This is a genomic window from Micromonospora sp. NPDC053740, from assembly GCF_040677775.1.
Classification (GTDB): Bacteria; Actinomycetota; Actinomycetes; order Mycobacteriales; family Micromonosporaceae; genus Micromonospora; species Micromonospora alfalfae.
Genome location: NZ_JBFASO010000009.1, coordinates 266,058 through 278,571, shown reverse-complemented (window position 1 = coordinate 278,571; position 12,514 = coordinate 266,058). Strand labels below are relative to the sequence as shown.

At 71.7% G+C, this 12,514-nt stretch carries 12 protein-coding genes; 11 read left to right on the top strand and 1 reads right to left on the bottom strand.

Annotated elements, in window-relative coordinates; genetic code table 11:
* Positions 1 to 109: 109 nt before the first annotated feature.
* The 9 genes from AB0K35_RS23995 to AB0K35_RS23955 all read left to right on the top strand — a co-directional run bounded on the left by AB0K35_RS23995 (position 110) and on the right by AB0K35_RS23955 (position 9,157).
* Complete coding sequence (locus AB0K35_RS23995) at positions 110 to 592, top strand: helix-turn-helix transcriptional regulator (RefSeq protein ID WP_238668454.1); 483 nt, start codon at positions 110 to 112, stop codon at positions 590 to 592.
* A 253-nt stretch (positions 593 to 845) separates the two neighbouring features.
* Complete coding sequence (locus AB0K35_RS23990; protein WP_363887702.1) at positions 846 to 3,233, top strand: nitrate- and nitrite sensing domain-containing protein; 2,388 nt, start codon at positions 846 to 848, stop codon at positions 3,231 to 3,233.
* Between the two features lie 16 nt (positions 3,234 to 3,249).
* Complete coding sequence (locus tag AB0K35_RS23985; RefSeq protein ID WP_030490280.1) at positions 3,250 to 3,654, top strand: roadblock/LC7 domain-containing protein; 405 nt, start codon at positions 3,250 to 3,252, stop codon at positions 3,652 to 3,654.
* A 54-nt stretch (positions 3,655 to 3,708) separates the two neighbouring features.
* Complete coding sequence (locus tag AB0K35_RS23980; protein ID WP_363887699.1) at positions 3,709 to 4,902, top strand: ABC transporter substrate-binding protein; 1,194 nt, start codon at positions 3,709 to 3,711, stop codon at positions 4,900 to 4,902.
* Positions 4,899 to 5,795: a branched-chain amino acid ABC transporter permease gene (locus AB0K35_RS23975; RefSeq protein WP_357366007.1), complete on the top strand. Its 897-nt coding sequence runs from the start codon at positions 4,899 to 4,901 to the stop codon at positions 5,793 to 5,795. Before AB0K35_RS23980 ends, AB0K35_RS23975 begins: the two co-directional genes overlap by 4 nt.
* Entirely contained in the window at positions 5,792 to 6,811 is a 1,020-nt protein-coding gene (locus tag AB0K35_RS23970) for a branched-chain amino acid ABC transporter permease (protein WP_363887696.1), read from the top strand. The genes AB0K35_RS23975 and AB0K35_RS23970 overlap by 4 nt, the downstream gene beginning before the upstream one ends.
* The gene (locus AB0K35_RS23965) at positions 6,808 to 7,554 is read left to right on the top strand and encodes an ABC transporter ATP-binding protein (RefSeq protein WP_363887694.1); all 747 of its coding nucleotides are present in this window, start codon (positions 6,808 to 6,810) and stop codon (positions 7,552 to 7,554) included. Before AB0K35_RS23970 ends, AB0K35_RS23965 begins: the two co-directional genes overlap by 4 nt.
* Positions 7,554 to 8,321, top strand: a complete 768-nt coding sequence (locus AB0K35_RS23960) for an ABC transporter ATP-binding protein (protein WP_357366011.1) — start codon at positions 7,554 to 7,556, stop codon at positions 8,319 to 8,321. The genes AB0K35_RS23965 and AB0K35_RS23960 overlap by 1 nt, the downstream gene beginning before the upstream one ends.
* A 32-nt stretch (positions 8,322 to 8,353) precedes the next feature.
* A complete protein-coding gene (locus AB0K35_RS23955) occupies positions 8,354 to 9,157 on the top strand; it encodes a methyltransferase domain-containing protein (protein WP_363887691.1) in 804 nt (267 codons plus the stop codon).
* A 320-nt stretch (positions 9,158 to 9,477) separates the two neighbouring features.
* On the opposite strand, the gene AB0K35_RS23950 is transcribed toward AB0K35_RS23955, so the two are convergent.
* The gene (locus AB0K35_RS23950; protein ID WP_363887688.1) at positions 9,478 to 10,419 is read right to left on the bottom strand and encodes a hypothetical protein; all 942 of its coding nucleotides are present in this window, start codon (positions 10,417 to 10,419) and stop codon (positions 9,478 to 9,480) included.
* 286 nt (positions 10,420 to 10,705) lie between these two features.
* On the opposite strand from AB0K35_RS23950, the gene AB0K35_RS23945 reads away from it, so the two are divergent.
* Entirely contained in the window at positions 10,706 to 11,689 is a 984-nt protein-coding gene (locus AB0K35_RS23945) for an ATP-binding cassette domain-containing protein (RefSeq protein ID WP_238668464.1), read from the top strand.
* Entirely contained in the window at positions 11,686 to 12,513 is an 828-nt protein-coding gene (locus AB0K35_RS23940) for an ABC transporter permease (RefSeq protein WP_238668465.1), read from the top strand. The genes AB0K35_RS23945 and AB0K35_RS23940 overlap by 4 nt, the downstream gene beginning before the upstream one ends.
* Position 12,514 lies beyond the last annotated feature (1 nt).

Below are 12,514 nucleotides of genomic sequence, written 5' to 3'. Positions count from 1 at the left end.
CACACCCATCACGTCCTGGGTTAAGAATTGCCCTCTGTGAATGTTCAACTCATCGGCCAATCTCGATCTGGCGTCCGCCGCTGAATGTCCGTTCCACGAAGGTGAGCGCATGGAGCACACGTCCCCGTCGAGCTCGGCTCACTCTGCCGCCAGTCAGCGGTTCCGACGGGAGTTGCGCGACTGCCGCGTCCAACGGGGTCTGACCCAACGAGCCCTGGCGGACCTGGTGCGGTTCAGCCGGGAGACGGTCGCGGCGGTCGAGTCAGGTCGCCGGTTCGGCAGTCACGAGTTCGCACTGCGCTGCGATGACGTGCTCGGCACCGGCGGCCGGCTGGCCGCGCTGTGGCCACGGGTCGCGGCCGAGCAGTTGGCGGCCGACGGTCGCCGAGGCCCCCGCGCGGCGGAACCAGCTCCACTGGATCGGCAGGTGCCGCGACAGCGTGGACGGCGGGACGCGCGCGACCCGGGCGCCGTGGTGGACGCGATCGACGAGCTGCGCGAGTTGATCGGCCAGGTGCTCAACGGTCAACCCGAACCGGATCAACCGGAGCGGCGGCACCCGTCGGTGGAACCCCTCGACAACCAGCGCTGACCCGGCGAATCCAGCTCGACCGCACGGCGTCACCGGTCGCTGACGTTGGGTACAGATGCTGGTACGGGCAGTTTGTACCACGGCCAGGTCTGGTCTACGAGCGCGGCTTCCGGCCGAATGGGACTTGCATTCGGCAACGTGCGGATAGACCGTCATCGACGAGTCGTGGGAGTCAATCTTGGCGTCGAGCACCCGGTCCCACGCGGCCAGACCCTACCCGACCCGGCGACGCGGCTGGAAGATAGCCGGCCGGATGCGCCTCATCGTCGTGGCCCCACTCGTCGCCGTGATCGGCTTCGCCGGTCTCGCGCTGACCGAGAGCGCACGCCAGACCGCCCGCGCCAGCGACCTGCAGATCCTGGCGCAGGTCGGTGCCGAGGCCGGCGACCTGGCCTACCGCCTGCAACGCGAACGCATCGCCGCCGCCGACCTGCTCACCTATGCCCGGCCGGAGCAGCAGGACACCTTCGGCGCGGAGATGGCCGCCACCGATGACGCCGTCGCCCGCTACCGCGGGCAGCGTGACCGACTGTCCACCGACAACGGCGCCGGGTCGGCACTCCTGCGGCGCATCGACGCGGCTCTGAACGGCCTCGCCCCGCTGCGCACCCAGGTGCGCACCGCCACGCACGCGTCGGTGTCGGCGATGACCTTCAGCTACCGCATCGCGATCGCCGATCTCATCAACTTCCGGGAGAACGTCTCACACGGCGTGGTGGACGCCCCACTCGCCGACGGGATCCGAGCCTCCGCGGCGCTGTCGAAGACCGCCGAGGCCATCGGCCAGCAACAGGTGGCCGTGCTACGCGCCGTCGCGGGCGGCGAACTGACCCCGGCCATGCAGCAGGACATCACAGCGGCCCGCACCAGCTACACCGAGTCGAGCCTGTCGTTTTTGGCCCTCGCCCCAGCCGAGTGGGGCATCTGGTGGGAGCAGGCCGGCACCGGCAAGGAGGCGCTGACCCTGCAACGGATGCAGGACGAGGTGTCCCGGGCCCAGCCGGGAGCGCAGCTGAAACTGGAGACCGACGCCTGGGTGTCCACCACCCAGACGCGCGCCGCCCGGCTGGCCGACCTGCGCGCCCGGGTCGACGACGCGGTCCGCGACGACGTTCGGGCCGCGCACGCCGACCAGCGCCGCAGGGCCGTGGCCGAGGCAGCCAGCGTCCTCCTGGCCCTGATCCTGACCGCGTTGGTGACCTGGGCCGTCGCACGGCAGATCACCCGACGGCTGCGCCGGCTACGGGACGCCGCCAACGCCGTTGCCTTCGAACAGCTTCCCGCCGTGGTGGCCCAACTCCAACAGCCCGGCAGCGCCGCCGTCGACCCACAGAAGCTTGCCCAACAGCAGTCCAGCGCCGCCCTCGAACCGTCCAGCGACGACGAGATAGGCGAACTGGGGCAGGCGTTCAGCGCCGTGCACCAGGCCGCCGTGCGGACCGCCGCCGAACAGGCGGTCATGCGCGCCAACACCGCCGACATCTTCATCCACCTGAGCCGCCGCGAACAGCGACTGGTCGACGCGGTCCTGGCCCAGGTCGACCTGGTCGAGCGGGACGAAACCGACCCCGACCGGCTCGACCAGCTGTACACACTCGACAACCTGGCGACCCGGATGGGCCGGATCAACGCCAGCCTGCTGGTGCTCGGCGGTGTCGGCGTGGGTCGCGTACGCCAGCGCGACGTTCCCCTGCAACAGGTGCTCCAGGCAGCGCTGTCCCAGATCGAGCACTACGCACGGGTCCGACTCGGCATGATCGACGGGGACGTCGCGGTGGCCGCCAAGACCGTCGACGAGGTCGTGCACCTGCTCGCCGAACTCATGGACAACGCCACCACGTACTCGCCGCCGGGCAGCGAGACCTGGGTGAGCGGACGGAGCCTGGGAGACCGCGTCATCGTCCAGATCAGCGACGAGGGTGTGGGGCTGTCCACGCAACGGATGCAGCAGCTCAACGAACTGCTGGCCCACCCACCGGCCATCGACGTGGCCGCCGTACGGGCGATGGGCCTGGTCGTCGTGGGTCAGCTCGCGGCCCGGCTGGGCGCCACAGTCCAACTGCGACGCGGCCCCCGACGCGGCATCCTCGCCGAGGCGACACTGCCCGCGGCGATCATCCGGTCGCTGCCACCGGAGGAGTACCTGCTCGCGCCCGGGAGGCTGTCGCGGCGGGCAGCGCGGACGCCCAGCCCGCCGCCGTACCAGCCGCGCCCCGAGCCCACCGCCGGTCGCCAGCCGACCGAACGGACCCTGCCGGCCGCGCCGGTCTTCCGACCGGCTCCCCCACCCCCTGACCGGGGTGACGCGCCCACCGAGGAGCTGCTCATCTTCGAACAGGTCAACCACTGGTTCCAGAACGACGTCGTCGACGGCCAGAACGGCCAGCAGTGGTCCAGCCCTGCCGACGACGCCTGGCGTACGGCCGCTCAGGCGCACACCCCCGAGGTCGCCACGACCACGAACTCCGGCCTGCCCAAACGACAGCCGCAACGGCACCTCGTGCCCGGCGGTGTGACAGTGCCCCAGCAGCAGCAACGGTCCGAGTACCGCGACCCGGCCCAGGTGGCGACGGCGATGGCCGCGTACGCGCGGGGCGTGGCGAACCGACGGCGCACCCCGATCAACCTCGGTAACAAATGACGCGACAGGAGAGCACGTGACCGACCAACAGGATCTCGGCTGGCTGCTGGACAACTTCGCCGCGCGCGCGACCGAGGTCAGCCACGCGATCGCCATTTCCAGCGACGGCCTGATGGTGGCCGCCACCCGCGACCTGCCACCGGACCGGGCCGACCAGTTGGCCGCCACGGGCAGCGGGCTGGTCAGCCTGCTGCGGGGGGCGGCGGCCTTCTTCGACGCCGGCGCGGTGATCTCCAACGTCACCCAGCTCGAGGGCGGGTTCATGTTCTCCATGGCCTTCAACGACGGCGCATCGCTGCTGGTGCTCGCCGCGCCCGAGTGCGACGTGGGCAAGGTCTCCTACGAGATGACCGAGCTGGCCAACCGCATCGGGGACGCGCTGACCCCCGCTGCCCGGGCGGCGCTCGCCCGCAGCCGCTGACCACCCCGGCACCCCCACGCCGGAGACCCCTTTCCCCTTCCTCTGGAGTTAGACATGCCTCTCACCACGCCTTGGCGCAGCCGTGCCCTCACCGCCGCGCTGCTCGCCGCCGTGCTGACCACCAGCACGGCCTGCGGCGACGACGCTCCGGGCACGAGCGCCGGCGGCTCGATAAAGATCGGCCTGCTCGCGTCGCTGTCCGGGACGTACCAGGCGGTCGGCACGGAGATCCGCGACGGCTTCCAGCTCTACCTGGACACCCACGACGGCAAGTTGGGCGGCCGGCAGGTGGACCTCGTCGTCGCGGACGAGGGCAACGGCGCGCAGACCGCTGTCCCGGCCGCGACCAAGCTGCTCAAGCAGGACCGGGTGTCCGCACTGACCGGCATCGTCGGTGGCGGCTCGGTCGCCGGAGTCACACCGGTGCTCAACGAGACCAAGGTGCCACTGGTCGGCTCCAACGGCAGGCCGGAACTCAAGGACGTCTCCCGGGTCTGGCACACCTCGTACCTCTCCGACGAGCCCGGGGCGGCGATCGCCCAGCACGTCCGCGACAACGTGAAGGGCTCGGTGTACGCGATCGGCCCGGACTACCAGGGCGGTTGGGACGAGCTGCGCGGCTTCACCGACGCGTTCGGCAAGATCGGCGGGAAGCTCGCGAACGCCGACGGCAAGACGACCTTCACGCCGTTCCCGGCCACCACCAACTTCCTCCCGTACTTCGCCCGCATCAAGGCCTCGGGCGCGGCGGCCGTCTACACCTTCTACGCCGGCAGCGCCGCTGTCGACTTCGTGAAGCAGTACGCGCAGTCCGAGATCAAGGACATCCCGTTGTTCGCGGCCGGGTTCCTCACCGAGGGCGGCGTGCTCAACGCGCAGGGCGAGGCCGCCCGCGACATCTACTCGGTGCTCAACTACTCGCCCGACCTGGACAATGCGGAGAACCGCGCCTTCGTGGCCGCGTGGAAGGCGAAGCACGACGGTTCGCCGACGACCTACGCGCTGGCCTCGTACGACGCGGCGGCGGTGCTGGACCGGGCGATCGGCGCCGCCGGAAGCGACCCGACCCCCGAGGCCATCAACACCGCCATCGGCCAACTCGGCCAGATCGCCAGCCCGCGCGGCACCTGGCAGTTCTCCACCACCACGCACTCCCCAGTGCAGAAGTGGTACCTGCGGCAGGTCCGCCAGGACGGCCGGGCGCTGTCCAACACCGTCGTGGGTGACCTCGCGACCGTCGGCCGGTGATAGCTGTGGCGGCCGGCACGAACCGGATCGACCCGTACCTGATCCCGGCGTTGGACGGAGTCGCCTACGGGCTGCTCGTCTTCGTCGCCGCGTCGGGCCTGGTCTTCTGTTTCGGCGTCGCCAACATCCTCAACCTGGCGCACGGCCTGCTCTACGCGATCGGCGGGTACACCGCCGCGGCGCTGCTCGACGGCGGCTGGGCGAGCCTGGCGTTGGCCCTCGCCGTCGGGGTGCTGGCCGCCGCCGCGACGGGGGTGCTCCTGGCCGGCCTGCTCACACCGGTCGCCGCCGGCAATCACCTGAGTCAGGCGCTGTTGACGTTCGGGGTGGCGCTGGCCGGCGGCAGCCTGCTCGTCGCCGGCTTCGGGCCCGACAACCCGCAGGTCCAGGTGCCCGCGGCCCTGGAGGGGTCGGTGACGGTCGCCGGTCACCGCTACGCCGCGTACCGGTTGGTGTTCATCGTCGTCGCCGCCGTGCTCGCCGTCGCCCTCTACCTGGTGGTGCGACGCACCAGGGCCGGGATGCTGGTCCGGGCGGCCGTCGACGACCCGGAGATGGTCGCCTGTCTGGGCGTGAGTCCGGCACGGATCCGGGCCGGTGTGCTCGCCGCCGCCGGTGCGCTGGCCGGCGCGGCCGGGGTCCTGGGCGCGCCCATCATCGGCCCCGGCACCGGCACCGCCGACACGGTGCTGCTGCTCTCCCTGGTGGTGGTCGTCCTCGGTGGTCTCGGGTCGATGGCGGGCACCCTGCTGGCCGCGCTCGCGATCGGCGAGATCCAGACGCTGGGTGTGGCGCTGCTGCCGTCCGCCGCGCCGTTCCTGCTGTTCGCCGCCATGGCGGCCGTGCTGGCCGTGCGGGCGCGCGGCCTGGCCGGCAGGTGGAGGACGGCATGAGAGGTGAGGTGATCCGGCGGGTTCGGGGCGGCATCGCGGCGCTGGTCCTGGTCGGCCTGGTCGTCGCGCCCTGGATGGTCGACGACTACACCACGGCGATCCTCGCCCGGACGCTGGCGCTGGCACTGGTCGGGGTGAGCGTGGCCCTGCTCACCGGCGTCGCCGGCATGCCCACCCTCGGCCAGACCGCACCGTACGCGGCCGGCGCCTACGCGTGCGCCGTGGTCGGCAGCCGGGTCTCCGACGTCGGCGTCGTGCAGCTCGTCGTCGCGGCGGCCGCAGGGGCCCTGCTGGCCGCGCTCACAGTGCCGCTCGTCGTGCACGCCCGAGGGGTGATCGTCCTGATGATCACCCTGGCCATCGGTGAACTCGTCGTCATCGTCCTGGGGCGGTGGCGGTCGGTGACCGGTGGCACGGACGGGCTGGCCGGCATCCCAGCGGTCCGCCCGTTCTGGGGGCTCCCGGCCCTGGCCAACGATCAGGCCCGTTACCTGTACGCCCTGGCCGTCGTGGCCACGCTGGTCGGCGCGGTGCTGGTGCTGCTGCGTACCCGGGCCGGGCTGGTGCTGCGTGCCGGCCGCGACGACGAGACGCGGCTGCGGGCCAGCGGACACCGGGTGGCGCTGCACCTGTCCGGCGCGCACATCGCCGCCGGGGCGATCGCCGGTGCCGCCGGCTCGCTCCTGGTCGTCGCCCAGCAGTACATCTCCCCCGCCGACTTCGGCTTCGACACGTCCGCGCTGCTGCTGCTCGGTGTCGTCATCGGTGGCACCGCCTCGGTGGGTGGCGCCCTGGTGGGTGCGGCGTTGGTCATCGCCGTCCGGGACTGGCTGTTCGGGGTGCTGCCCGGCCACGCGCCACTGGTGCTGGGCGCGCTGTTCGTGGCGACTGTCTACCTGCTGCCCACCGGCGTCGACCGGGCCCGGGGTCGGCTTCGCCCGCCGGGCGTCCCGACGCTGCGGCCGGACCAGCCAGCCGCCCCTGATCAGGCCACCGTTGCGGAGCTGCACCGATGACCGGCCTGTTGGAAGCCCAGCAGATCAGCGTGCGGTACGGCTCGCTCGCCGCGCTCGACGGCGTGGACCTGTGCATCCACGACGGCCAGCGGCACGCGTTGATCGGCCCGAACGGGGCCGGCAAGACGACCCTGCTCAACGTGCTCGGCGGGTCCACCAGGCCGCAACGCGGCACGGTGCGGTTCGACGGACGGGACGTCGGTCGACTCGGCCCGGCAGCCCGGGCCCGGCGGGGCATCAACCGCATCCACCAACGACCCGCGGTCTTTCCGACGCTCACCGCGACGGAGAACGTCGTGGTGGCCGCGCTGCCACGGATCATCCCGCGCCGCCGCCGGTGGTGGCCGGGCGGACGCCGACGCGCCGCGCAACGCCTGGCCGGTCCGCTGCTGGATCAGATGGGGCTCACCGCCGTCGCGGCGGTGCCCGCCGGGCACCTCGCGCACGGGCAACGACGCCAGTTGGAGATCGCGATGGCCCTGGCCGGTCGCCCCCGCCTACTGCTCCTCGACGAACCGGCGGCCGGGCTGTCCGCCGTCGAGGTCGGCCGGCTGGTCGAGTTGCTCCAGGCGCTGCCCCGGGCGGTCGCCGTGTTGCTGGTCGAACACCGACTGGACCTGGTGTACGCCCTCTCCGACACCGTCACCGTGCTGCGCGACGGTCAGACGTTGGCCGCCGGCACACCTGACGAGATCCGTACCTCGCCGCTGGTGCGGCAGGCCTACGCCGACGGGGTGGCCTGATGCTCACTGTGGATCGTCTCTGCGCCGGCTACGGCGGGGGAATCGTCCTGCACGAGGTCAGCCTGCGGGTACGCCCGGGCAGCATCCAGGCCGTGGTGGGCCGCAACGGGGCGGGCAAGAGCACACTCGTGCACACCATCGCCGGGCTGGTGCGGGCGTCCAGCGGTCGCGTCGAGATCGGCGGTGTGCACGTCGCCGGCCGGCAACCGCATCGCATCGCCCAGTCCGGCGTCGGTCTCGTCCCGCAGGGCCGACGGGTCTTCTCCCGGTTGACGGTGGCCGAGCACCTGCACCTGGCGGCCGCGCCGTGGCGGGCCCCCACCTCCGGCGGCGAGGGCTGGACGGTGGCCCGGACCCTGGAACTGCTGCCGAGGCTGGCGGTGCGGCTGCGACACCGCGGCTGCGAACTCTCCGGCGGTGAGCAGCAGATGCTGGCGATAGCCCGCGCGCTGCTCGGCCAACCCCGGGTGCTGCTGCTCGACGAACCATGTGAGGGCCTCTCGCCCGATCTGGCGGCGCGGGTCCGCGAACTCGTCAACGGTCTCGCCGCCGACGGCCTGACCGTGCTGCTCGTGGAGCAGCAACTCCAGCACGCCATCGAGCTCGCGGACCGGGTGGCGGTGCTGGAGTACGGCCGGGTGGTCTACGACCGGCCGACAGCGGAGGCCCGCCGCGATCCGGCCCCACTGGCGGCGATGTTGAGCGTCGCCGCCGTTGCGCCCCCGGCCAACCGACCGACCCCTCGGCTCTGGGCCGACACCCCGTAGTCACCCGACCCTTCACGGAGAGGTAGACACCGATGACAACCGCTACGAGCGATGACACGTACACGTTCGACAACGGCGCACCGGACGCCGTGCCCCAGATGCACGCGCTGGAGTCCTTCCTGGATCCGATCACGACGCGTCGGCTGGCCCGCCCGGTGCTGGAGCCGGGCGCCACCTGCTGGGAGGTCGGGGCCGGTGGCGGCTCGATGGCCCGGCGGATGGCCCGTGCTGTCGGCGACGACGGCCACGTGCTGGCCACCGACATCGACCCCACCCACCTCGTGGCCGAGGGCAACCTGCACGTACGCCAGCACGACGTGCGCACCGAACCGCCACCGGGGGACGCGTTCGACCTGATCCACGCCCGGCTGGTGCTGCTGCACCTCCCCGATCGACGACGGGTCCTGCGCACGCTCACCGGCGCGCTCACGCCCGGCGGGTGGCTGGTGGTCGAGGAGTTCGACTGCACAGCGCCACAGCGGGTGCTGACCGCGCCCAGCGACGACGCCGCGAAGCTCTTCGCGCAGGTCATGGACGCCATGATGGGTGTCCTGGAGGACCACGGCGCCGACCTGGGCTGGGCGCAGGACGTACACACCGAGATGGCCCTCGCCGGACTGACCGACCTGGACACCATCACGCACTCGCAGAGCTGGGCCGGCGGGTCCACCGGAACGTCGCTCTACGAGACCAACTCCCGCCAGTTGGAGCCGGACCTGCTGGCAGCCGGGCTGTCGTCCCAGCAACTGCACGCCTTCCGGCGGCTGCTCGGTGACCCCGGATTCGCCGTCATGTCGTACCACTTCGTCTCCACGCGGGGCCGCCTACCGAGCTGAGCAGGTGGACCCCCGCGCGGAGCGCGGTCACGCCGCCCGTACCTCTCCCGCCGCAGCACCTCCCCCCCCCGCTGCGCTCCGGACAGCTCTACGACGGCGTCGATCGCACCGGCCGGGCTCCCTCGCGAGGGAGCCCGGCCGGCCCATGTCCGCGCCCATGTCCGCGCCCATGTCCGCGCCCGCGCCCGCGCCCGCGCCCGCCGATCTTGCACTTTCGGTCGCCGATTCGCGTGGGATGGTCCCTATGTCGGGACAGAAAGCGCAAGATCGCGGCTCGTGGGCGGGCTGGCCTCGTGGATCATGGAGTCGAGGATCGTGGCTCAGCGCGGAATGGTCTCCTGGTCGGCCAGGACAATCAGGTCGTCCGGGCGGGCCGACACCGGCGCTGTCGCTCCGTCGAGCCACACGAGATAGCCCACCGGCGGACCGGAGGAACCCCACCGGGCACCGACGATCGTGGCCGACCGCGCGTCGTGCGGCTGCGTGAGCAGGCGTACCCGGGTGCCCGGCGCGTGTCCGTCGTCGGCGACGATGAGCAGCGCATCGAGGATCTGCCGGACCCAGGCGACGGGCAACCCCGGAACCCACGGCTCGCCCGCGTATCCCAGACGCGGCGTCATCATCGTGCTCAGCAGCGCGGTCTGCCGGATCGCCTCCTGGCGAACCTGCCCGTCCACGCTGCGTTCGGCCACGGTCAGCGCCTTCTGGATGCTCGACCAGAGGGCCAGTGGCTCCTGGTCGAGCAGGCGGCGGGCCTCGCGGTCGACTTCGGCGCAGGCCGTGTCGAGCGCTGTGTCCTCGCCGAGTTCCGCGATCCAGGCGAGGTCCCCCACCTCGGGCAGCAACCCTGGCGAATCGGCCACGATCACGAAGTACAACATCGCGAGCAGTTCCTCGCGGCCCTGGCCGTGATAGAGCGGGCCCACCCCGCTGCCGGTACGCCCACGGCTGGGCGGGAACCGCTCGACGAGGTGCTGCGCGCGGCCATGAGGCAGGGCAGCGGCCCGCCTGGTGTCCGACACCCGCTCCTCGAACGACCGCCGCTCACGGCGTTCGACGAGCAGTTGGCGATGCGGGTCGAACCCGATCGGATAGATCGTCCGCCCGTACCGGGAAAGGGTTTCGCCGGGTCGGAGGCCGACCGACTCGAGTTGCCGGGCCGCCTCCGAGTAGGCAACGCCGGCCCGCGCTGCATGCTCTCGGATGGCGCGCTTGCGGGCGCGTCCCGGGGCCGGGGTCCGTCGGGGGATGGAATCAGACATGACGCCTCCGGTGCAGCCCCACGCACTCCACCGAACGGGCGACGTGACCGGCACGCCGGAAGTCGACACATCGGCGCGGAGTCGGAGACTCTTGGCCCCAGGCATGCGGTCAGACGTGGGCCACCGCATCGGGCGCTGGCAGGCGCTCTGCCGTGGCCAGCATATCGTGACGCCGACCGTCGGTGTGGATCTGACCGCCCTGACTCTCGGCCCCGGTGTCAGCCCGTGTCAGCCCGTGTCGGTGGCGTGTCAGGGTGGTGTCAGCGGGCCCGCGCAGACTCGGCGCATGACAGCTGACCTGGTGATCGAGGCCGAGGGCCTCGTGAAGACGTTTGGGAAGACGAGGGCGCTGCAGGGCGTGGACCTCGCCGTACCCCGTGGGACGGTGCTCGGGGTGCTCGGGCCCAACGGCGCCGGCAAGACCACCGCCGTGCGCATCCTCTCCACCCTGCTCGCCCCGGACGGCGGGACCGCCCGAATCAGCGGTTTCGACGTGGTACGGGACGCCGAGCGCGTTCGGCAGAGCATCGGCCTCACCGGCCAGTACGCCTCGGTCGACGAGGACCTGACCGGGCGGCAGAACCTGGAGCTGTTCGGCACCCTGCTGGAGCTGGGGCGCGCCGGCGCCCGGCGGCGGGCCGCCGAACTGCTCGACTGGTTCGACCTGACCGACGCGGCGAACCGTCAGGCCAAGACCTACTCCGGCGGCATGCGGCGACGGCTGGACCTGGCCGCCAGCCTCGTCGGCTCCCCCGACGTGATCTTCCTGGACGAGCCGACGACCGGGCTCGACCCGGCCAAGCGCGAGGACATGTGGGACGTCGTCCGTTCGCTTGTCAACAACGGTTCGACGGTGCTGCTCACCACCCAGTACCTGGAGGAGGCCGACGCGCTCGCCGACGCGATCACGGTGATCGACCATGGCCGGGTCATCGCGCACGACACGCCCGAAGGGCTCAAGCGGGTGGTCGGCGGCCAGACCCTGGAGGTCCGGCCGTCCGATCCGGCTCAGCTGCCCCGCACCGCGGAGATCCTGACCCAGGTCGGGTCCGGGGCGCAGGCCGACGAGATCCGCAAGGGCGTGCTCGCGGTGCCGGTGACCGACGACGCGGCCCTCACCGAGAGCGTCGCGCGGTTCGCCACGGCCGGCATCGCGGTCACCGAACTCTCCCTGCACCTGCCGAGCCTCGACGAGGTGTTCTTCACCCTCACCGGGCGTACGGCGTCCGAAGACGACACCACCACCCGCCCCACGGAGGTCGCGGCATGAGCACTCTGACCGACACCGCGCCCACGCGAAGCCGCGCACTCTCGACAACCACGCCGAACCCTCGGCCGTTCCGACTGGTCCGGCACTCGTTGGCGCTCGCCAAGCGCAGCCTCATCAAGACCTGGCGTACGCCCGAGGCGCTCATCGACGTCACACTGCAACCGGTGCTGTTCCTCATCATCTTCGTGTACGTCTTCGGCGGCGCCGTCGCCGGCTCCACTCACGACTACCTGCAGTTCCTGCTGCCCGGCATCCTGGCGCAGACGATCGCGACCGGCGCCATCGCGATCGGCGTCAACCTCAACACCGACATCGCCAAGGGCATCTTCGACCGGTTCCGATCGTTGCCGATCCCCCGCTCCGCACCACTTGTCGGCGCGGTCCTCGGCGACGTCGTCAGGTACGTCATCGTCACCGTGTCGACCCTCGCGATCGGCTACGTGATGGGTTTCCGGATCGACACCGACCCGTTCCGGGCGATCGCCGGGTGTCTGCTGGCGGTGCTGTTCGCGCTCTGCCTGAGCTGGCTGCCGGTGCTGGTGTCGATGAAGGTGCGGACCGCGGGTGCCGTGCAGGGTGTGATGTTCGCGTTGATCATGCCGCTGAGCTTCGCGTCCAACGTGTTCGTCGGCGCCGACACCCTGCCGGGCTGGATGCAGGCGTTCGTGGACGTCAACCCGATGACCCACCTGGTGGCCTCGGTCCGCGGGCTGTTCCTCGGCACCCCACTGGGCAACCACGTGTGGTGGACGCTCGCCTGGTGCGCCGGCTTCGTCGCGGTGTTCATGCCGCTGGCCCTGCGGGCGTACCGCAAGAAGATCTGAC

What these genes read in the sequence shown, in the direction of transcription:
- AB0K35_RS23960 (WP_357366011.1), top strand. Translation starts at nt 7,554, where the DNA reads ATGCTCACTGTGGATCGTCTCTGCGCCGGCTACGGCGGGGGAATCGTC.
- AB0K35_RS23950 (WP_363887688.1), bottom strand. Translation starts at nt 10,419, where the DNA reads ATGTCTGATTCCATCCCCCGACGGACCCCGGCCCCGGGACGCGCCCGC.
- AB0K35_RS23995 (WP_238668454.1), top strand. Translation starts at nt 110, where the DNA reads ATGGAGCACACGTCCCCGTCGAGCTCGGCTCACTCTGCCGCCAGTCAG.
- AB0K35_RS23990 (WP_363887702.1), top strand. Translation starts at nt 846, where the DNA reads ATGCGCCTCATCGTCGTGGCCCCACTCGTCGCCGTGATCGGCTTCGCC.
- AB0K35_RS23955 (WP_363887691.1), top strand. Translation starts at nt 8,354, where the DNA reads ATGACAACCGCTACGAGCGATGACACGTACACGTTCGACAACGGCGCA.
- AB0K35_RS23945 (WP_238668464.1), top strand. Translation starts at nt 10,706, where the DNA reads ATGACAGCTGACCTGGTGATCGAGGCCGAGGGCCTCGTGAAGACGTTT.
- AB0K35_RS23980 (WP_363887699.1), top strand. Translation starts at nt 3,709, where the DNA reads ATGCCTCTCACCACGCCTTGGCGCAGCCGTGCCCTCACCGCCGCGCTG.
- AB0K35_RS23965 (WP_363887694.1), top strand. Translation starts at nt 6,808, where the DNA reads ATGACCGGCCTGTTGGAAGCCCAGCAGATCAGCGTGCGGTACGGCTCG.
- AB0K35_RS23940 (WP_238668465.1), top strand. Translation starts at nt 11,686, where the DNA reads ATGAGCACTCTGACCGACACCGCGCCCACGCGAAGCCGCGCACTCTCG.
- AB0K35_RS23970 (WP_363887696.1), top strand. Translation starts at nt 5,792, where the DNA reads ATGAGAGGTGAGGTGATCCGGCGGGTTCGGGGCGGCATCGCGGCGCTG.